Genomic DNA, 20,580 nt, shown 5'->3' on the forward strand with positions numbered 1-20,580 from the left:
GCTAACCTTTACATGTAAAGAGAGTACCGCCCTTGTGGGAACCTTCAAGCATAAAACTTTTCACATCACTTAAATCAAAACCACTGGCAAGAAATGTATCTATGTTTGCCTGCAGAAGATATTCTGCGGCTTTTAGTTTCGTAACGATACCCCCTGTTGCAAAAACATTGTTTGGAGTGACTTCTTTATGCAGTTCTTCCTCACTGATTTTGTTTACTGTTTTGAATGCTTTTGCCTCGGGATTTTTTCTCGGATCGCTGTCATAATAGGCATCAATATCTGAAAGAATCACAAGCATATCGGCCTGCATGTCTTTTGCTATATATGCTGAGAGCTGGTCATTGTCACCAAGTTCAAGTTCATCTGTTGCCGTTGCATCATTTTCATTGACAATAGGAAGCACACTGTTTTGCAAAAGTGTTTCAACAGTTGCGCGCACACGCTTAATATCAGAAGGAGTATTCAAATTTGCAGCAGTCACTAACACCTGTGCTGTCAGTATTTCGTATTTTGAAAACTTGTTCGCATATTTATTCATCAAAATAGGCTGGCCTATTGCAGCTAAAGCCTGTTTGTTCGCAATATTGTTTCTATCAAGTTTCAGCTCGGTATAACCACCCGCAACTGCACCGGAAGAGACCAAAATCACTTCATGCTCTTTTTTTAACTCGCTTAGAAATTCTACGAGAGAACGCATACGATCAAGTGCTATATTGCCATCCTGGGTTAAGACGGCACTGCCTACTTTGACTACAACACGCATGGAATTACTGCCTTGTTTGCTGTACTAAATTAAAGAGTGCGTACTTTAAAGGTTCAATATTTTTGTTAATCGCGGAAGAAATAGGCACAACAAAATAAGGTTTTTCTCTATCATACCCTAATGTTTCATCAACACTCCCCTGAATAAAATAAGGCAAATCCTCATCAAAATCAAATTCACTTCCCTTGCTGGACTCAAGATCAAGCATCTTGATAAATTCGGCGATTTTTTGGGAAACTTCTTCTTGAGGCACTATATCTGTTCGTGTTAATGCTATTGCATATCGCGAAGTGCCCAACTTTTGCGAAAAAGAAGCTACTTCGTCTTTGAGTACCTCTATCTGTTCTTTGAGATCTCTGTACGATGCCAAGTCTATCATAAACAGCAATATCTCTGTTCTTTCGATATGACGAAGAAATTCTATTCCAAGGCCTTTGCCTTCATGCGCTCCGCCGATAATTCCGGGAATATCTGCCATAACAAATGATTCATAATCTCCGATATTTACCTGACCGAGTTTCGGCGTTAATGTTGTAAACTCATAATTTGCAATTTCAGGTCTTGCATTGGACACAGTAGAAATAAGCGTAGACTTTCCGACATTTGGAAAACCGACCAGTCCGATATCTGCAATCAGTTTCAAATCAAGCTTGATATTTCTCGTTTCACCCTTTTCACCAGGCTGTGCATACGTCGGTCTTTGGTTTGTCGGTGACTTAAAGTGTGTATTGCCGAGTCCGCCTTTTCCGCCTTGCAGAAATTTCACTTCCTGTCCGTCTTCAACCATATCAAAAAGAACTTCACCGCTTTCCTGGTCAATAATCTGTGTTCCGGGTGGGACAATAATGACTTTTTTTGCCCCTGATTTTCCGGTACAGTTTGAACCTTCGCCGGGTTTGCCGTTTTCAGCTTTTATATGCATTTTTCTCTGGAAGTGTGAAAGTGTATGCGTATTGTTGTCACACTTAAACCATATATCACCGCCTTTTCCGCCGTCGCCACCGTTTGGACCACCATTGAGTACAAACTTTTCACGGCGAAAAGCCACACACCCTTGCCCGCCTTTTCCAGAACTAACTGTTAATTCGACACTATCTGTAAACATTCGTGAATCCTTTTTATGGCTTTATGCCATTGTAAATACTTAAGAAAATACTATGAATTATAAAGTAACTTATTAAATATTTTGAATTTTCTTTGTGGAATATGTTTCCATCGGATATGATGGAAACAAGAGGTTTTATACTGTAGAAATTACGCAGCAGGTATAATGGAAACTTGTTGACGCTTTTTGTCTTTTCGCTCAAACGCAACAACACCGTCAACCAAAGCAAATATAGTATGATCTTTTCCCATACCTACATTTTTGCCTGGATGAACTTTTGTTCCTCTTTGACGAATAATGATGTTACCGGCCACTACAGCCTCTCCACCAAATTTTTTTACACCAAGTCTTCTACCAGCCGAATCACGATTATTCTGTGTACTACCCTGACCTTTCTTATGTGCCATTACTTATCTCCTTAATTTATTACGCAGCTATTTTCGTGATTTTAACACGAGTATAGTCTCTTCTGAAACCACGTTTTACTTTAGAATCTTTACGACGACGCTTTTTGAAAATTACAACTTTCTTGTCACGTCCTTCTGCAATAACTTCAGCAGTTACAACTGCACCCTCTACAAAAGGAGTCCCGATCTTAAGCTCTCCGGCATTCACAGCCAGAACCTCTTTAATCTCTACCGTAGCACCAGTGTCAAGAGATAATTTATCTAATGATAAAACATCACCCTCTTGAACTTTATACTGCTTACCACCATTTTTAATAATTGCGTACATCTATGGTCCTTACATATTTTTAGCTTGTATTTCTACAAAAGTCCGGAATTATACCCATTCAAGCTTTAAGTCTTGATTAAACAAAAAGAAATACCACTTAAAAAGAGTAGTCTGTCACTAATGCCACGGCATCTATTTCTACCAAAGCATTCTTAGGCAGTGTTTTTACCGCTACTGTTGCGCGTGCCGGCTTATGTTCACCGAATGCTTTTTCATATATTGCATTAACTGTGGCAAACGAGTCCATATCTGCCAAAAAAATTGTTGTTTTTACCACATCCTGTAAAGAGCTTCCCGCTTCTTCCAAAACTGCCTGAAGATTTTTTAAAACTGCAACTGTTTGAATTGACACATCTTCTTGAAGCAGCTCATCTGTGCCTGAAGCCGTTAACGCAATCTGTCCTGATGTATAAACGATTCCGTTTGCCACGATTGCCTGTGAATAGGGTCCTATTGCCGAAGGTGCTTTATCTGTCTTTACTTGTTTCATAGTTTTCATCCTTTAGTATTTCATAATGTTCCTGGGCATTGTCCATAAATGCATTGAACATCTCTTCGTCTCTGTATCCTAAAGATGCATACAGTATTTTTCCTGTTTCATCCAAAAAATAGTGTCTTGGAACAGGAGATGTTTTCAAAAATTTCGGTATTGCATGTCTGTCTCTTGAGAGTAAAACAGTAACAAATTCTTTATTAACTCTCTCTCTAATCTTTGTATTTTGCAAAGTTGTCTTTTCAAATTTTTTGCACCACCCGCATGTGTCAGAAATGATTAACACATAGATAAGCTTATGCTCTTTTTTTGCATCTGACAATGCTTTCAAATAGTCATGACTCCACTGAAGCGGTGCACAAAAAAGAGTGACACTGAAAAAGAGCAGCACAAAAAGAGATTTCACTGCCTGTTCCACTCGCTGATAAGAGTTTTAAAAACGCTGTAGAGATCTTGCACCTCTTTTTGTGTTGTTCTCTCATTTATCGAGTGAATGGTGTCATTTTTTACACCAAACTCAACCACATCTATACCAAGAGGTGCAATGAATCTTGCATCGCTTGTTCCGCCTGCCGTAGAGTGTTTTGGCACTTTACATGTAACCATTTCTATAGCCGTGTCTATTTTTTTGACAAGTTTCGTATCCGTATCTGTTTTAAAAGGATAGGAACCTTGTGTCAGACGCAGTTCATAGTCCAATCCCTGTAAATGTCTGGCAACAAATTCTTCTACCTCTTTTTGTGTGGTTTTTGTATTGTTGCGCACATTAAACATCATTTTCAGCTCATTGGGTGTAACATTTGTCACCTGCATACCAGAACGAATATCGGTAATGACAAACTTTGAAGGTGCAAAAAACTCATCTCCCTCATCCAAATCAACACCTGCCATATCACCCAAAACTTTTGCTATTTGGTGTATGGGGTTTATCGCTTTTTCGGGATAAGCTGCATGCCCCTGTTTTCCTTTAAGAGTAAGGTAGCCGTTAATAGAACCGCGGCGTCCCACTTTTATGGCATCGCCAAACTCTTTTTCGCATGTAGGCTCTGCAACCACACAGGCATCCGGAAGCATATTGTTCTTTTTCAAATATTCCAGTACTTTGACTGTACCGTTCGTTGCTTCACCCTCTTCATCCGAAGTTAAAAGCAAAGAGAGCGTGCCTTTAAAGTTTTTCGTATCTTTTACAGCCTGAATAAAAGCGGCGAGTCCGCTTTTCATATCCTGTGCGCCCCGTCCGTATATATAGCCCCCTTTTTCCACGGCTTCATACGGGTTTGTATCCCATCCTTTTCCTGCAGGAACAACATCAACATGCCCGGCAAAACAGAGATGCTCACCCTCGGAAAATCTTTTATAGATAAAAAGATTTTTAACATCTTCAATATCAATTCTTATCGCTTCAAAACCGGGAAGATAATCCTCAACAAAATTCAAAATACCGCCATCATCCGGTGTTTCACTTTTTGAGTTGATCAGATATTTAAAAAGTTGAATCACATCCATCATTTAATTCTTTGGGTTTTCATAAAACACATAGGGTGTTGAATAATTACTGATTTCAAAGTAGACTTTTTTCTCCCCTTTATCAACTACAAAATTTCTGTTTGTATCTATATAACCATACCCGTAGCGGTAGTTTCTCGGTGTATTTCCGTCTGTACTCGTCGCTGTGGTAAGTTTGTCAATTTTGATAAATCTCTGCACCAGTTTGCCGCCCATATAAATATCAAGCACACCGTTTGTTCCTGTCCAGTTTTGGATAGAGCGTCCTATTTTATTTTGTGCTTCTTGCGTACATCCGCTCAAAAAGAACACTGTGAGTGTAAAAAGCAGAATAATAATTTTATTTTTTTTCATAATTTTCTCCGAATTTCAGTTTCTTTAATGCCAACTCTTCATCTTCTTGCCGCATTAATGATTCACCGACCAAAAATGCGTCAACCCCTGCTTTGCTTAAATCTTCAAGCTGTCCATGCTCGTATATGCCACTCTCCGCCACAATAATTTTTCCGTTTGGTATTAAAGGAATCAATTCATAGCAAAGGTTCATATTCATCTCAAACGTCTGCAGATTTCTGTGATTTATTCCGATAATATCTGCCCCGGCATAAATAGCTTTTAGCAAATCTTTTTTGTCATGCACCTCAACCAAAACTTCCAATCCCAAGTGTCTTGCATAGCCCAGCAAATCTTTGAGCTCTTTCTTGCTTAAAGCTGCTGCAATAAGCAAAATAAAATCAGCCCCAAAAACCAGAGCTTCAAGTACCTGATATTTTGAAATAATAAAATCTTTTCTTAAAAGAGGAACAGAAACATATCTGCGAATACCTGCAAGATAATCAAGAGAACCTTGAAAAAAGTGCGGTTCTGTTAAAACAGAAATAGCACTTGCCCCTCCCCGTTCATACGCCTGAGCAATGGCGAGCGGATCAAAATCTTCACGAATGACACCCTTTGAGGGTGAGGCCTTTTTCACCTCAGCAATAATTCTGTACGGGTCTTCCTCTGTAGCTTTTAAAAACGGAATTACATCACGCGGCTGTCTGGCATTGAATGCAAGAGAACGGCCTAGCCAGTCCAGAGAAAATTCTTTCTCTCTTTGTATCAGATCTTCTTTTGTTTTTTTAATAATATCATCTAAAATCATTTTTTCTTCTTCCCCTTTTTGTGTTCTAAACTCTTTTTGTAACATGCCTCTATTTTCTTTACATGTAAGAGTACTTCAGGATTGTCTCCGCCTTCCATATTGACTACTCTGTCCATCACTTTTTTCGCTTCAACGCACTTTCCAAGTTTATAATAGCCCCATGCCAGCGAATCCAGATAAAATGCAGAATCCGGATTTGTTTTTAACACTTTTTTGATGTAGTACATACCTTTTTTGATATCCAGGTCATGATCAATCAGAATATAGCCCAAATAGTTTAGATAGAGTGGTTCATCTGTCTCTTTGGTAACTTTTGTCAACTTTTTTACTATAGACGCCAAAAGCTTTTTTGTCATTTTCTTGCTGTGTGCTTCATACTCATAAACAGCACTTTGTCCCAAATATTTTATATCCCCGCTTTTTTCATAAAGTTTCTGCGCCAAAGCACTTGCTTTTGCATAATTTTTCCCTGTCGTATAGAGTTCTAAAAGTACCGTATCATCTGCATGTGTCTCTTCCAAAAAGTCAATAAGTTTGACATAGTCTCTTTTATAGGCATATATACGGATTATTTTTTGTGCGACTGATTTGTCTTTTTTTAAGTTGTAAAGTCTTTTATATACAGAGAGCAAACCTTCAATATTGTTTTCATTACTGTAAATTCCGATCAAACGGTTACAAATAAGCTGTGAGCATCCGTGCATGCGTGTATGTGTCTCAAGATAGGCAATCGCATCTTTTTTCCTGTGCAGATTAACATACAGAATAATTGCCATTTTATCAAGTATTTTTTCGTTATACTCTTTCATATACGCACTGTTAAGATACTTTAAAGCTACATCAAATTCCTGGTTTTTGATATACACATCACTGGCTAAAAGGTAATCCTCTGCTTTTTGTGTTTTTTTTGCAAGTGCTATTGAGAGTTTTTTTGCATAATCGAGTTTTCCCATTTCCGTCAAAGCAATGATTTTTAGACGGATAAGCGCTGGATCAGAGAAAGTACCCTCTGTTATCTCATCAACTTTTTCAATCACTTTTTCATTCTTTTTTGCCAAAAGGTAGTTATGCAAAGAGCGATACAGATACTCTTTTTTGGATGCTTTGTCATAAAGTTCTTCAAAACGCTTTGCCGCCACATCATAATGTTTTGTAAGTTCAGCATTTAACGCAAGCATGATATAGAGATCTTCACCCTCAAAAGCTTTTTCATTTGGACTTATCGGTCTGGGATGCGTTGAGCATGAAACAAAAAACAGCGACACTGTTACTAAAAGGAGAATTCTAATCATCTATTATTCCTGGACACTCAAGTTTTAGCTCATCAACTCTGGTTTTGTAATAATCCCAAAAAGGAAATGTTTTACACTGATTTGGACGGGCACTGTATATTTTACACCCATTTGTTTTTCTGTCATAAAAAACACATTCATAGGAGTCATTGATTTTATTTTCTTTGATAGAGTATTTATACCCTTTCTTAAAGAGATATTTTAACGCAAATTCATTAACATCCATTGCTAAAACTTCTGCAATTGCAAATATTTCATTTTTAGTGACATATATATAACCACTCTCCCCTGTACAGCATCTGCCTTCGCATGCAGCACATGCACTGGCATCAAAAGCATAGGGATAATTTTCTTTTTTTATTATATTTGACATTTTATACTCTGTGTATTGGCTTTTTTATAAATGTTTTGTACTTTTTGTGAAGGATTGTCTCCCTCAAAACTTATCAATGGAGGCCAGACCTTCATCATTGCCTTTGAACCGTTTCTTGCATGTATCATTACAAGTGATGCACTCCTGTCAATTTTGGGGTGGACAAACTGCACATCCACTATCTTCATTTTGACTCTCTCAAGTTCAACGCAGACATTTCCAAACTGAGTCGCATCATAACAAAATATAAAATGTGAATGTGGCCGCAACAAACGCGATACCTTTTTAAAAAACTTCTCTAAGGGGAGGTGTACATTATAGCGTGCATTAAATAATATCTCATTTTGGCTTTTTTGTACACCAGCCGGATAGAACGGCGGGTTCGAAATAATATAGTCATATTTCTGTATTTCTTGCATATCCAAAAAATCACACTCATGCAGTCTATACGCTATTTTATTGACTCGGGCATTCGTTTTTGAAAAATGCCTGAAAACTTCCTGCTTTTCCACTGCTTCAAGTTCTATTTTTTCATTGTCTCTTGCAACAAGCAGTCCTACCACTCCGCAACCTGCACCTACATCCAAAACTTTCCCTTTGGGATGAAAAGAGTTGATAAAATCGTACAAAAAAAGAGAGTCGCTGTTATAGCAGTAACCAGAATCCGGTTGGTAAAGAAGCATGAATTAAAGTCCCTTGGGTTATAATATTGCAATTATATCATAAGGGCAGATTAATATGATTATTATTCCGGCAAGATTGGCATCCACACGGTTTCCGCAAAAGGTTTTAGCAGACATAGGAGGCTTGCCTATGGTAGTAAGAACGGCACAAAGAGTATCACATTTGGATGATGTAGTTGTCGCGTGCGATGATGAACGCATCATTACTACATGTAAAAAGCATGGAATCAAAGCTATGCTGACATCCACAACACATAAAAGCGGTACGGACAGAATTCATGAATGTGCCACTATTTTAAATTTATCGGATGAAGAACTTATTATCAATGTACAGGCAGATGAACCTTTTATAGAGCCTGATGTTGTTGAGTCCCTTATACAAAAACTCAAAGAACTGCAAAAAGAAAAAAAAGATTTTATTATGGGAAGCTGCTACAACGCTGTTAATGCACAAGCGGCAGAGGATTCCAATCTCGTCAAAGTTGTGCTCGATGCAAACAGCAATGCCGTCTATTTTTCCCGTGCTAAAATACCATTCAATCAAAGCGGAGAAGCTGTCTATTTCGGACATATCGGTATTTACGGTTTTTCTAAAAAAAGCTTAAAAGAGTTTTGTTCACTCCCTGATGCCCCTGTTGAAGACATAGAAAAACTAGAGCAGCTTCGTGCAATATACCATGGAAAAAATATAGCTATGGTCAAAGTGGCGAGTACGGGTTTTGGTATAGATACAAAAGATGATTTACAAAGGGCGATTGAGATTTTTTTATAAAAATTAGTTTACATGTAAGGAAGAAGTCCCTTAAAAGGGACTTCTAAAGAAAAAGTTTAAAACTTAGATATTGTCACGGATGCCTAAATCTTCGATGAGTTTCATATAGGCGTCTTTGTCTTTTCTTTTGAAGTATTTCATCAAACGACGACGCTGACCAACTAATTTCAGTAATCCCAAACGAGATGCGTGATCTTTTTTGAAAACTTTTAAGTGTTCTGTTAACTCTTTAATTCTTTCAGTTAAAAGTGCAATTTGAACTTCACTTGAACCAGTGTCATTTTCACTGCGACCGTATTTCGCAACTATTTCTTGTTTTTTAGCCGAATCTAAAGCCATAATAGCCTCCTGATAGGTATAATAATCTAACTCAAATGCACAATGCAGAAGAATTGAAGCGTGATTATAGCAAAACTTTTCTTTAAATTTTATTTTTGTTTATTTCAGCAGTAATTTTGGATATAATATCATTTTAAAAGTTTAAATAATGAAAGTAAATACATGCTTATAACCCGTGCCAGCGAATATGCCATCTTATCACTTATACTGCTTTGCAAAGCAGAAGCGCCAATGGACAGTGATACTCTTTCCAAAGAGCTTTCTATCTCCAAAAGTTTTTTGGCAAAAATTCTTCAGTCTATGGCAAAAGCGCAGATTTTAAACTCATACAAAGGTGTCAATGGTGGTTTTGCACTCAACAAAGATCCCAAAGATATCAATATGCTTAGTGTCGCGTCCTGCGTAGAAGGCAAAGCACCTACTGTTTTTGAGTGTGCTCCCTCTTTGGAAGACTGTCCTTCCGAAAAAGCCAGTACATGTACAATATGGCCTTTTTTACACAAACTCCAGGGGAAAATAGATTTGTTTTTGGCAAACTTGACTTTGGCAGACTTACTCGACGACTAAATTTGGTGAGACACTGACACTTGGCAAGAAAATTGACAACAAAACAAAAAATCGGAACCTCCCTTAACTTTTTACTAGGCAAACGTGATCTTGGTGTTGTCTTTTTTGTAATGGCAATACTCGCCATTATCATTGTTCCTCTGCCTTCTTCGATATTGGATGTTTTGCTGACAATTTCAATTGCCTTGTCTGTTTTAATCTTGCTTATTTCATTATATGTACCAAAACCGACAGACTTGACTACCTTCCCGACACTTATACTGATTCTCACCCTTTTTAGGCTTTCACTCAACATTGCGACAACCAGAATGATTTTAAGTCACGGTTATGAGGGACCGGAACAGGTCAGTGATGTTATTACAAGTTTTGGTGATTTTGTTGTCGGAGGAAACTATGTTATCGGAATTATCGTTTTTTCCATTTTGGTTCTTATAAACTTTATGGTTATCACAAAAGGTTCCACAAGGGTTGCAGAAGTTGCAGCACGTTTTGTACTTGACTCTATGCCCGGAAAACAGATGGCGGTTGATGCGGATTTAAATGCAGGACTCATTGATGATGCCGAAGCAAAACAACGCCGTGCAGAAATTCTTCAGGATGCCAATTTTTACGGGGCGATGGACGGTTCTTCAAAATTTGTCAAAGGCGATGCTGTTGCAGGTATTATTATTACTCTTATAAATATCATCGGCGGTTTTCTCATCGGTGTTTTTCAGTACGATATGAGCGTTGCAGACAGTGCTTCTACCTTCACACTCCTTACAATCGGGGATGGTCTTGTCAGCCAGATTCCGGCACTCATTACCTCAACTGCAACCGGTATTATCATTACCCGTTCCTCAAGTGACGGTGACAATTTTGCCGAAGGCACTATTTCACAGATGATCGGAAATGCAAAGATTATGATGATAGTCGGCTTTATCATGCTCCTGTTTGCTCTTGTTCCTGGCCTGCCTACTGCTTCTATGGGATTTGTCGGAATGATATTCGCCCTGCTTGGGTGGTCTATCTACAAATATGAAAAAGGGGAACTTTCCATTTTGGATGTTGAGAATCTCCTTGGTGTCAAGACAAAAGAAGAGACAGAAAAAGAGAAAGAGAGAATCAAACCGAAAAAAACGAACGAAGAAATTGCAAAAGAGGAAGAAAATGCGCTTGATGACATACTCAAAGTAGAAATGCTTGAATTGACTTTGGGATATCAACTTATAAAACTGGCCGACAGTTCCCAGGGTGGTGATTTGCTTGAACGTATCCGTTCCATGCGAAGAAAAATAGCAAATGACTATGGATTTTTAATGCCGCAGGTCAGAATACGTGACAACTTACATCTCAAACCTAACCAATATCAGGTACTGCTTAAAGGCATTGCAATCGGTGAGGGTGAGATCATGCCTGATAAATTTCTTGCGATGGACAGTGGTATGGCTACAGGAGAGATTCAGGGAGAACCGACAAAAGAACCTGCTTTTGGACTCGACGCCCTGTGGATAGCACCGGAACAAAAAGAAGATGCCATTATCAACGGATACACCGTTGTTGATCCTGCTACAGTCATCTCCACACATATGAGCGAACTCATCAAACGCAATGCCGAAGAGCTTTTAACCCGTCAAGAAGTACAGTCACTTATTGATAAAATAAAAGATGATTATCCTGTAATCATTGATGACGTTTTAAAAGTGGCTTCTATCGGTCTTATTCAAAGAGTTCTCAAAGCACTGTTGCATGAAAAAATTCCGCTCAAAGATATGCTTACTATTTTGGAGACAGTTGCAGATATCGCCGAATACACAAAAAATGTTGACCTTATAACAGAACAGGTAAGAGCCAGACTTTCTCGCGTCATTACCCAAATGTATGCAGGGGATGACGGGGTGATACGCCTTTTGACATTTGATACACAGACTGAGCAGTTGTTATTGCAAAAATCACAAGAACAAGACGGTGTGAGAAACCTCATGCTCAATGTAGGAGAAATAAATGCCCTGATTCAGGCAACAAGCACAAAGGCTGCAGACTTACTGCAAAAAGGGATTTCCCCTGTTATTATTATCGTCGATCCACAAATCCGTCGCAGTGTTGCAGAAATATTTGAGAGATTTTCTCTTGATGTTGTAACACTCTCTCATGCAGAAATTGATTCGAGTGCTACATTTGAAGTGATGGGCTCTATTTCAATTCAAACACAAGAAACAAATAACTAAAAGGGTACAAATGAAAAACAGAACTATTCATCATCTTTCACACATTGATTTGGATGGCTACAGCTGCCAGCTGGTCATGCAGTACACACCGTACAAAAGATTTAACTACAACTCCAATTACGGAGCAGAAGTGAAACAAAAGCTCGACCTTATGCTGGAAAACATCAGAAAAGCAAAAGAAAAAGCTTACATACTTATCACGGACCTGAATCTTACAGCGGATGAATCCCGTTGGCTCAGCCATGAAGTAAAAAAAATGAATGACGGTGCATTTGATGTCAAATTACAACTTCTTGATCACCATGGAAGCGGGGAAGAGAGTGCAAAAAAACATGAATGGTACTATCTTGATACCAGCCGCTGCGCTACAAAAATCACCTATGACTATGCAAAAGAACACTTTGAGCTCAACGAACCTGCATGGATGGAGAAGTATGTTGATGTTGTTAATGCAGTAGATTTATGGAAACAGGAAGAACATGACAATTTTGAATACGGGAAAGTCTGTATGCGTCTTGTGACAGAAACAAAAGAGCTCAACCGAATTATGTTTCCTGATGAAGATTCAAACTACAAACTCACACTGTTGCATGAAGCGGCAAAATTCATTCATGAACCTGATGCCCCTATTTTACTTGATGAAAAAATCCACTCTTTAAAAAAGAATTTTTTCAGACGCGACAAAGATGATACACTCGACAATCTTGCCACACGGTATGTCGTTGAACTTATGGGCAAAGCCAGAAGTGAAAAAACAATCTATTACAAGGGATACAGAGGCTACCTGAGTTATGGAATAGGAAACACCTCCATAGTCGGCAACGGATTTTTAACAGCCTACCCTGAATATGATTTCATTGTGGATGTCAGCTATCGGGGAACAATGAGTCTGCGTGCAAGCGACAAGGTAAGTGTTGCACAGATATCCAAAGAGTGGGCAAACGGCGGAGGGCACCCAAATGCTGCCGGAGGAAGAATTATGGGATTCAAAGAGCAGTTCCGTTATGACAAAGTCAAACAGCAGATTGAAAAAGTCATCAACGACAAAGAAGCTGTTGCCGGGGATTTGGAATATAAAAAAGAGGACTAAGCCTCAAGGCTGCTTTATCTTTTTTGAGAGTTTATAAAATAGCGTTCCACTCCATTGGCAAGCCCCTGTGCCATTGTTTTTTGGTAACTTCTGCTTACAAGCCGTCTGGCTTCTGTCGGATGTGTTATAAATCCGACTTCTACCAGAACAGAAGGCATTTGTGCCCCTACAAGCACCCAAAACGGTCCTTCTCTGACCCCTGCATCTTTCACATTCTTATATCTGCTTTTGAGTGTTGCTAACGCCCCTCTTTGCAGATCAATTGCCAGCTTGTTCGATGCAACAATATTGTGTGAATTTATAGTATTTAAAAAGCTTTGCTTTCCGTAATAGTCCATCTCATCCAAATCTGCCGAATTTTCCATTTCTGCCACTTTTTTTGCCCTGCTTGAACGGGATGTTGAAAGAAAATAGCATTCCAGTCCACAAACTTTTTTGGCATCTTTGCGTCCAACTGCATTGGCATGGATACTGATAAAAATATCTGCATTTTTTCTGTTTGCATATTTTGTTCTGTTTCTTAATTTTATAAAGCGATCACTGTCGCGTGTCATGTACACTGTAAAACCTCTTGCACGAAGTATACGCTTTAACTCTCTTGCTATACTTAAGACCACAATTTTTTCTCTGTATTTTCTGTATCCTATGGCTCCCGGGTCTTTTCCGCCATGCCCTGCATCTATGACTATGATTTTATTTCTGTCGAGTCTTTTGGGTGACTTTTTCCTGTATTTGTTAAATACTGCAACACTCTTTGTTTTTACTGACTTGTTGATAATTTTTATAGAAAGCTCTTTGCCTTTTTTGAAAAAACGGATTTTTAAAGGAGTTTTGTTTTGAATAACCAACCGCAATGTATTTGGATTGTACTGTGCCAGTTTAATTTTATCAACCCCCTCTTGTTTGAGAGTATTTGACTTCTTCAACATGGAAGCATGTATATCAAAAACATATTTATAGATGCTCTTTTTTTTATCATTGAGCGTAAAATAGTTCACCTGTTTCTTTTGAAGATTTTTATCAAACTGTAATACCAGTCTTTTATTATAAAAGCGAACTGATTTTAATTTATGTGAAGATGTGACTTTAATGTTTTTTTTTGCTTTGTAATTTTTTCTGGACGCAGGGGAGAGGTGTTTATACTCCTGTTCATATCTTTTTACATCAATATGTAATTTATGTCCACTGGAGATTATCCCTTTTAGAGCGGAGTGTTTAAGTTTTTTATCTCCGTTCAACAATGCTCTTAAATACAGATTTTTATAATCATTATATGCACGAAACTGATTGCTTTTACTCGAAGATTTTAAAAAAGAATCTGCCCTTTTTAAAATCTCCTGATCATTGACAGCATGTAAAACAGTAATAAAAAAAAGTATGAGAGCAAAAACTTTTACCATACAGTATTATTCACCATGCATAAGCTTGTCAATAAGTTCTTTTACTGTAATAATTTCATTTAGTTTATAGCCATTGGTTCCAGAGAAAAAGAGTCCTGTTTCCAGGTTGCCCTCATAAGCATCACTTAATCTGTCTGCAATACAAAAACCGACAATTTTAGCCTCTTCTCCCCGGTTACACGGTGCAACACAGTTTGAAATACACTTAATTGCAGGACCTTCTCTTTTTTCTACCATATGAGTGAGATTTGTCACAACTCCCTGTGCAGGGTATCCCACAGGAGAACTCATCAGTTTAATATCACCCTCTTTTGCATCAAGAAGGACTTTTTTAAAGTTTGCATGCGCATCACACTCATAAGTACCGATAAAACGTGTTCCCATTTGAACACCGCTCGCACCGAGTTCCATCATGGCTTCTATATCGTTTTTGTCCCAAACACCACCTGCAGCAATTACCGGCATGCCGCCCCATTGTTCTGCTTCTTCTACAACAGGTTTTACAAGGTTTTCCAACTGATATTCAGGCATTGAACACTGTTCGTATGTAAAGCCCTGATGCCCACCGCTTTTGGGACCTTCAAGAATAACTGCGTCAGGAAGACGATTATAGCGCTTCTGCCATCTTTTACAAATAATTTTCAAAGCTTTTGCAGAGGATACAATAGGTACAAGCGCTACATCAGGATATCCTTCTGTAAACTCCGGCATATTTGTCGGCAGCCCTGCACCTGTTATTACAATATTGATACCGGCTTCGCAGGCATCGCGAACAACACGTCCGTAGTCATTGATAGCATACAAAACATTTGCGGCCAAAGGCTTGTCGCCACAGATTTTTCTGGCATTTTTTATTATTTCGGTAAAGCCCTCTTTTGAGTAAAAGTTTGCTTCGCTCAAAGGCCTGTCTGCTACCAGTTTTTTTGCAAACTCTTTATCTTTGTAGTAACCTGTTCCGACAGAACTGATAACTCCAAGTCCGCCTTCTTTTGAAACAGTACCAGCTAACTGATCCCAACTGATCCCAACGCCCATACCACCTTGTACTATTGGTTTTTCAATCTCATATTTACCAATTTTTAAAGACTTGAAACTCATTTTATTTAACCTTTAACTTTGCAAATTTTCTTTTTCCAACCTGTAACAGGTACTCTCCTGATGACAATTCCAACTTTTCATCAGATACTTTTTTCTGGTCTATTTTAACACCACCCTGCTTGATATCTCTTCTGGCCTGGGATGTTGAGGGCTCCATCTTGCAGTCAACCAAAGCTTTTGCAATCCAAATCGGTCCCTCACAGCTAAACTCTGAAATATCACTTGGAATTTGGCTTTTTGAATGGACCTTGTCAAACTCTTCTTTTGCATTTTGTGCTGCTTCTTTATCATGAAAACGCGCTGTGATTTCCAGTGCCAAGTCTTCTTTTACTTTTTTCGGATGTAATTTTCCTTCTTTTACTGCTCTCTCAAGTGCTGCAATCTCATCAAGACTTTTATCGCTCAAAAGTTCAAAATATCTCCACATCAGCTCATCGGATATACTTAAAACTTTACCAAACATATCATTTGGTTCATCTGAAACACCAATATAATTTCCCAGAGACTTACTCATTTTCTGGACACCGTCAAGACCTTCGAGAATAGGCATCATTAAAACAGCCTGCTGCTTCTTAATATTATATACTTTTTGCAGCTGTCTTCCCATTAAAAGATTAAATTTTTGATCTGTTCCGCCTATTTCTATATCTGATTTCAAGTGTACACTGTCATAACCCTGCAACAACGGATACATAAACTCACTTGTGGCAATTGCGACATTTGTTTTAAATCTTTTTGAAAAATCATCACGCTCCAGCATACGTGCCACTGTTAAATTTGAGGCAAGCGCTATTAAATCAGCTGCACTCATTTTTCCCAGCCAGTCATCATTGTAGACTATGTCTGTTTTATTCTCATCTAAAATTTTAAAAGCCTGTGTCGTATAACTTTCAATATTTTTGATTATATCTTCTTTTGACAATACTTTTCGTGTGGCATTTTTCCCTGTCGGATCACCAATTGTTGCCGTAAAACTTCCTATAAGAAACTGTACTCTTGCACCATATTTCTGAAAGGTTGCAAGTTTTTGCAAAAGAACAGTATGTCCAAGATGCAAATCCGGTGCAGTCGGGTCAAAACCGGCTTTTACCGTATATGTCTTTCCCTCTTGAAAATAAGCTTTTAAAAGTTTTTCTATTCTTTCGTTGTCAATAATCTCTGCACAACCTCTGTTTATCTCTCTTAAAGCTTCATCTATCATTTTTTCTCTCTATATTTATTTAATTTTTATAAGCATCATCAGTTCTCACCAAATTGACAACTTTTATTTTAGACTCTATTTTAGCACGAAGTGAATTAATATCAGCTTCTTTTGCTTCAAAAACAAGCTCACAATACTTAATATAATCAGCACTCTCTTTGCCCAGCTCAATTGCATTGATATCCACATCCAATTTAACCAGAAAACTTAAAAACTCAGCCAAAGCACCTTTTTCATTATGCAAAGAGGCAATCAGTTTGTATCGGTAAATTTTTTCCTGCTTCCAGCGGACAAAGACCATCGGATCATGTGCATCGAGCATTTTTGTAGCATTGTTGCACAGTTTGTGATGAACATGCACCTTTGTTTTATCCAAAAATCCCATAATTTCATCCCCGTGTTTAGGATGACAGCAGTAATCAAACACTATATCGGTAATGTTTGTTGTAGAGAATATCTCAATACCTGCAATTTCATACCCTTTGAGTTTGAATCTGTGTCGGGAAATAAACTTTTTAAATCTGTTGTTTTTACTGATTTCTACTATATATTTATGAATAACATTCTTAAAATGTTCTATGTCGTTAGGAATAGAGGTCACACTGTCACAATGATGTTTCAAAAACCATTCCTGCACTCTCGCGAAATTCAGCTTCATTGCAGTTGCAACAATACTCACAGCCACTTTTGCATTAAGATCGCGTATTCTTGCATTGCAGTTTAGTTTCATATTTGTTTTGGCTTTTGATGTTTTGACTGCATCAATCCAGGAACATCTTGTAACAATTTCATCTCCGGTAAAAATTTTTACTATATCACCATTATTGAGTTCGCTCATTAAAGAGGCTTTTGTTTTGTTGATTAAAGCGCTCACAGCTTTGTTTCCGACTTCCGAGTGTACAGCGTAAGCAAAATCAAGTGCCACTGCTCCGCGGGGAAGGGTAAAAGCATCACCGGACGGAGAAAAAACCGAAATGTCTTCAGAATACAAATCATTTTTTATCAATGCATAAAAATCCTCTACAGACTCATTTTGGTACTGCAGACTGTCTAACCAGTCCAGCTTGATATTGTTGCCGCCGCTTTTATATTTCCAGTGTGCGGCAACTCCGAGTTCAGCAGTTTTATGCATATCATAGGTTCGAATCTGTACTTCAAAAATTGCAGCATCATGAAAAACAGTTGTGTGAATGGTCTGGTATCCATTGTCTTTTGCAACAGCAATATAATCTTTAAAACGTGAGGCAAGCGGACGAAAATTAAGATGAATAAGCCCCAAAATCATATAACACTTTACAGGGTCTTTTGTAAGAATCCGAACAGCCAAAAGATCCAGCACCTCATCAATACTCACACCTTTTCTCTGCATCTTCAGATAAATAGAATATTTATGTTTTATTCTGGACAAAATCTCAAAATCATCTTCACAAAAGCCATTTTTCACAAGAATCTTCATTATTGATTCTTTGATTGCATCAAGTTTCATCTCAATTGCATGATAGTTTGTCTGAAGATAATTTTCTATTTCCTGCTTTTCCTTGGGAAACAAATAGCCGAAACTTAAGTCTTCAAGTATATTTTTTAAAAATGAAATCCCCAATCTGTGTGCAATAGGGGCATACACAACCAATGTCTCTTCGGCAATTCGTTTTTGCTTGTGAGCGGGCAAGGCATCAAGGGTGAGCATATTGTGCAGTCTGTCACACAGTTTGACAACAAGCACCCGTACATCATGAATACTGGCAATAAGCATTTTTCTAAAAGAGAGTGCCGATACAACAAGCTTTTCATCAGAATTGGAGGGAATGAGTTCATGATCTCTAATCGTATCTATTTTTGTAAGTCCCTCCACCAAATGGGCAACATCCTTACCAAACAAATCTTCTATCTGTTCAATAGTAACAGGAGTGTCTTCAACAACATCATGCAATAAGGCGGCAATAGCCATCGACTCATCATTTGTTATAGAAACAACAATGGAGGCTACTAAAATGGGATGGATTATGTAAGCTTCACCACTTTTTCTATACTGCCCTTCGTGTGCTTTTATAGAAAAGTTTAATGCTTTTTCAAGTGGTTCACTTTGGGGTATTTGAGAAAAAAGATAAGCTATTGCAGATTCAACATCATTGATGTGTTTTACCTGTTCTATATCCATTTGACTCAAAGGCAAAAACTTATTTCTCTTTGTCGCTAAAGCCTTTGACTCTAATAAGTCCTTCAGCTATTTCCATAAGCGCCAAATCAGTTGACTTGATACTGCTTGTATTGACATTTAATTTGCTTGGAGCACCGTTTTCCAGTTCATCACATCTTTTTGCAACTGCAATTGCCAGTTGATATCTATCCATACTTGGATTTTCATCTAAAACTTTCGCTGTTAATTCTTCAACTTTCATTCTCTGTTTTTCCTTTAGTTTATTTTACTATTGAGCAGTTGCTCATATTGCCATTTAAAATATCCAATAAGTTACCTTGCTTGGACATATCGCAGACAATAATAGGCAGACTGTTGTCTTTTGCCAGTGCTATTGAGGTATCATCCATAACTTTTATATGATCCTGCAATGCCTGGTCATATGTCAGTTCGGGCAATTTCACCGCATCCGGGTATTTGGCAGGGTCCTTGTCATAGACACCGTCAACTTTTGTGGCCTTGATAATAACTTCTGCACCGATTTCAACAGCTCTAAGTGTTGCTGCCGTATCTGTAGTAAAAAACGGATTTCCCGTCCCTGCTGCAAAAATAACAACACGTCCTTTTTCAAGATGGCGTGTCGCTTTACGATTAATATACGGTTCAGCAATCTGTTCCATTTTTATAGCGGTTTGCATACGTACCTGCATTCCGGCATGCTCACAGGCCTCCTGCATTGCTACACCGTTTATCACAGTTGCAAGCATTCCCATATAATCTCCGGATGTACGCTTAATAATTCCGTCTTGGGCAGCAGTCACACCACGAATGATATTCCCGCCTCCAATGACTATACCGACTTCTATACCTGCATCAACAAGAGTTTTAATCTCCTGGGCAATATACTTTAAAATCTTTGTATCGATTCCATGACCTGCTTCTCCAGCAAGAGCTTCACCCGAAAATTTAACTAAAACACGTTTGTTTGCCATGCATATACCTTTTTATAAAATCCGTGAATTATACTTAAAATTGGCTTTTGTTTTGCTTTGAACTATTCAATCTCTATCAATTGCAGCCTTTCTCGCTTTTTCCATTAATGCATCCGGATTTGCAGCCCCATCCGGATACACAGATGTACCTATGGAAACCTTAAAATCTATAGTATATTTTGTATTGAGTTCGGGAGCCTGTGCAAATGATTCTTCTACTCTTTGACATACTCTCCTGTAATTTTCTTCTTGTAAATATTCATTAAAAACAATGATAAAAGAGTCATCACTGATATGGCCGATTATATCCTCACTCCGTGTACTTTGCAGCAGTCTGTTACTTGCTTCAAGCATAAATTCCTCTGCCAGCACTTTGGAATGCAGCTGAACTTCATGAAAATTTTTTATTTTTATTACCATAACCAAAAAAGATTTATTATGTCGCAAAGCTCTTTGTATCTGTTCAGAAATTACTATTTTAACATTTTCTTTATTTGGGAGAGAGGTGACAGGATGATAGTAGGCATTTTTTATGAGTCTGTTTTCATCTTCCAAGCGTTTTTTATCTTTTTTCTGTATTTGATATTAAAAAACAGACTTGCAAGCAAAAGTATACTGCCTGTAAAAAGAGTGTATTGATACAGTTCACATTCCTGCATAATTATGACCGCCATTTTTGAAGT

25 protein-coding genes are annotated in these 20,580 nt (G+C 38.0%); 4 read left to right on the forward strand and 21 right to left on the reverse strand.

The window, feature by feature from the left end:
* Position 1: 1 nt before the first annotated feature.
* The 12 genes from proB to ACM66U_RS08505 all read right to left on the reverse strand — a co-directional run bounded on the left by proB (position 2) and on the right by ACM66U_RS08505 (position 8,094).
* Positions 2-763: a glutamate 5-kinase gene (proB, locus tag ACM66U_RS08450; protein WP_346389015.1), complete on the reverse strand. Its 762-nt coding sequence runs from the start codon at positions 761-763 to the stop codon at positions 2-4.
* A 4-nt stretch (positions 764-767) separates the two neighbouring features.
* A complete protein-coding gene (obgE, locus tag ACM66U_RS08455; RefSeq protein ID WP_151899905.1) occupies positions 768-1,868 on the reverse strand; it encodes a GTPase ObgE in 1,101 nt (366 codons plus the stop codon).
* A 149-nt stretch (positions 1,869-2,017) separates the two neighbouring features.
* On the reverse strand, positions 2,018-2,275 hold the full coding sequence (gene rpmA, locus ACM66U_RS08460) for a 50S ribosomal protein L27 (RefSeq protein WP_151899904.1): 258 nt from the start codon (positions 2,273-2,275) through the stop codon (positions 2,018-2,020).
* 19 nt (positions 2,276-2,294) lie between these two features.
* Positions 2,295-2,603 (reverse strand): 50S ribosomal protein L21, encoded by a 309-nt coding sequence (gene rplU, locus ACM66U_RS08465; RefSeq protein ID WP_151899903.1) that lies wholly within the window; start codon positions 2,601-2,603, stop codon positions 2,295-2,297.
* A gap of 97 nt (positions 2,604-2,700) precedes the next feature.
* On the reverse strand, positions 2,701-3,093 hold the full coding sequence (locus ACM66U_RS08470) for a RidA family protein (RefSeq protein ID WP_151899902.1): 393 nt from the start codon (positions 3,091-3,093) through the stop codon (positions 2,701-2,703).
* Complete coding sequence (locus ACM66U_RS08475; RefSeq protein ID WP_418640532.1) at positions 3,071-3,502, reverse strand: DUF255 domain-containing protein; 432 nt, start codon at positions 3,500-3,502, stop codon at positions 3,071-3,073. The genes ACM66U_RS08470 and ACM66U_RS08475 overlap by 23 nt, the downstream gene beginning before the upstream one ends.
* Positions 3,499-4,602, reverse strand: a complete 1,104-nt coding sequence (gene dapE, locus ACM66U_RS08480; RefSeq protein ID WP_346389039.1) for a succinyl-diaminopimelate desuccinylase — start codon at positions 4,600-4,602, stop codon at positions 3,499-3,501. The genes ACM66U_RS08475 and dapE overlap by 4 nt, the downstream gene beginning before the upstream one ends.
* Before the next feature lie 3 nt (positions 4,603-4,605).
* Entirely contained in the window at positions 4,606-4,956 is a 351-nt protein-coding gene (locus ACM66U_RS08485; RefSeq protein ID WP_151899900.1) for a hypothetical protein, read from the reverse strand.
* Positions 4,943-5,746, reverse strand: coding sequence for an indole-3-glycerol phosphate synthase TrpC (trpC, locus tag ACM66U_RS08490; protein ID WP_418641411.1), 804 nt, complete (start codon positions 5,744-5,746; stop codon positions 4,943-4,945). The genes ACM66U_RS08485 and trpC overlap by 14 nt, the downstream gene beginning before the upstream one ends.
* A complete protein-coding gene (locus ACM66U_RS08495) occupies positions 5,743-7,038 on the reverse strand; it encodes a hypothetical protein (RefSeq protein WP_418640533.1) in 1,296 nt (431 codons plus the stop codon). Before ACM66U_RS08495 ends, trpC begins: the two co-directional genes overlap by 4 nt.
* Positions 7,031-7,411: a YkgJ family cysteine cluster protein gene (locus tag ACM66U_RS08500; protein WP_151899898.1), complete on the reverse strand. Its 381-nt coding sequence runs from the start codon at positions 7,409-7,411 to the stop codon at positions 7,031-7,033. Before ACM66U_RS08500 ends, ACM66U_RS08495 begins: the two co-directional genes overlap by 8 nt.
* A complete protein-coding gene (locus ACM66U_RS08505) occupies positions 7,399-8,094 on the reverse strand; it encodes a tRNA1(Val) (adenine(37)-N6)-methyltransferase (protein ID WP_151899897.1) in 696 nt (231 codons plus the stop codon). The genes ACM66U_RS08500 and ACM66U_RS08505 overlap by 13 nt, the downstream gene beginning before the upstream one ends.
* 55 nt (positions 8,095-8,149) lie before the next feature.
* On the opposite strand from ACM66U_RS08505, the gene kdsB reads away from it, so the two are divergent.
* Complete coding sequence (gene kdsB / locus ACM66U_RS08510) at positions 8,150-8,866, forward strand: 3-deoxy-manno-octulosonate cytidylyltransferase (RefSeq protein WP_418640534.1); 717 nt, start codon at positions 8,150-8,152, stop codon at positions 8,864-8,866.
* 63 nt (positions 8,867-8,929) lie between these two features.
* On the opposite strand, the gene rpsO is transcribed toward kdsB, so the two are convergent.
* The gene (gene rpsO, locus ACM66U_RS08515) at positions 8,930-9,205 is read right to left on the reverse strand and encodes a 30S ribosomal protein S15 (protein ID WP_151899895.1); all 276 of its coding nucleotides are present in this window, start codon (positions 9,203-9,205) and stop codon (positions 8,930-8,932) included.
* Positions 9,206-9,367: 162 nt separating this feature from the next.
* Between rpsO and ACM66U_RS08520 the strand changes: the two genes are divergently transcribed.
* The 3 genes from ACM66U_RS08520 to ACM66U_RS08530 are packed head-to-tail and all read left to right on the forward strand — an operon-like array spanning position 9,368 to position 13,069.
* Positions 9,368-9,772 carry an RrF2 family transcriptional regulator gene (locus ACM66U_RS08520; protein ID WP_151899894.1) on the forward strand — a complete coding sequence of 135 codons (405 nt, stop codon included), beginning with the start codon at positions 9,368-9,370 and terminating at the stop codon, positions 9,770-9,772.
* Between the two features lie 20 nt (positions 9,773-9,792).
* Positions 9,793-11,979, forward strand: a complete 2,187-nt coding sequence (flhA, locus tag ACM66U_RS08525; protein ID WP_418640535.1) for a flagellar biosynthesis protein FlhA — start codon at positions 9,793-9,795, stop codon at positions 11,977-11,979.
* 10 nt (positions 11,980-11,989) lie between these two features.
* Positions 11,990-13,069, forward strand: a complete 1,080-nt coding sequence (locus ACM66U_RS08530; RefSeq protein ID WP_151899892.1) for a DHH family phosphoesterase — start codon at positions 11,990-11,992, stop codon at positions 13,067-13,069.
* Between the two features lie 14 nt (positions 13,070-13,083).
* On the opposite strand, the gene ACM66U_RS08535 is transcribed toward ACM66U_RS08530, so the two are convergent.
* The 8 genes from ACM66U_RS08535 to ACM66U_RS08570 form a co-directional block, all read right to left on the reverse strand.
* Positions 13,084-14,469 carry an N-acetylmuramoyl-L-alanine amidase family protein gene (locus tag ACM66U_RS08535; RefSeq protein ID WP_418640536.1) on the reverse strand — a complete coding sequence of 462 codons (1,386 nt, stop codon included), beginning with the start codon at positions 14,467-14,469 and terminating at the stop codon, positions 13,084-13,086.
* A gap of 6 nt (positions 14,470-14,475) precedes the next feature.
* On the reverse strand, positions 14,476-15,567 hold the full coding sequence (locus ACM66U_RS08540) for a nitronate monooxygenase (protein ID WP_151899891.1): 1,092 nt from the start codon (positions 15,565-15,567) through the stop codon (positions 14,476-14,478).
* 1 nt (position 15,568) lies between these two features.
* Positions 15,569-16,768, reverse strand: a complete 1,200-nt coding sequence (gene tyrS, locus ACM66U_RS08545; RefSeq protein ID WP_418640537.1) for a tyrosine--tRNA ligase — start codon at positions 16,766-16,768, stop codon at positions 15,569-15,571.
* A gap of 19 nt (positions 16,769-16,787) precedes the next feature.
* Positions 16,788-18,926, reverse strand: coding sequence for a RelA/SpoT family protein (locus ACM66U_RS08550; protein WP_418641412.1), 2,139 nt, complete (start codon positions 18,924-18,926; stop codon positions 16,788-16,790).
* Positions 18,927-18,945: 19 nt separating this feature from the next.
* Positions 18,946-19,167: a DNA-directed RNA polymerase subunit omega gene (locus tag ACM66U_RS08555; RefSeq protein ID WP_151899888.1), complete on the reverse strand. Its 222-nt coding sequence runs from the start codon at positions 19,165-19,167 to the stop codon at positions 18,946-18,948.
* 19 nt (positions 19,168-19,186) lie between these two features.
* Positions 19,187-19,897 carry a UMP kinase gene (gene pyrH / locus ACM66U_RS08560; RefSeq protein ID WP_151899887.1) on the reverse strand — a complete coding sequence of 237 codons (711 nt, stop codon included), beginning with the start codon at positions 19,895-19,897 and terminating at the stop codon, positions 19,187-19,189.
* Between the two features lie 66 nt (positions 19,898-19,963).
* Positions 19,964-20,452, reverse strand: coding sequence for a GGDEF domain-containing protein (locus ACM66U_RS08565; RefSeq protein ID WP_418640538.1), 489 nt, complete (start codon positions 20,450-20,452; stop codon positions 19,964-19,966).
* Positions 20,428-20,571 (reverse strand): hypothetical protein, encoded by a 144-nt coding sequence (locus ACM66U_RS08570; RefSeq protein ID WP_418640539.1) that lies wholly within the window; start codon positions 20,569-20,571, stop codon positions 20,428-20,430. The genes ACM66U_RS08565 and ACM66U_RS08570 overlap by 25 nt, the downstream gene beginning before the upstream one ends.
* Positions 20,572-20,580 lie beyond the last annotated feature (9 nt).

This window comes from Sulfurimonas sp. ST-27 (genome assembly GCF_048081595.1).
Lineage (GTDB): Bacteria > Campylobacterota > Campylobacteria > Campylobacterales > Sulfurimonadaceae > Sulfurimonas > Sulfurimonas hydrogeniphila.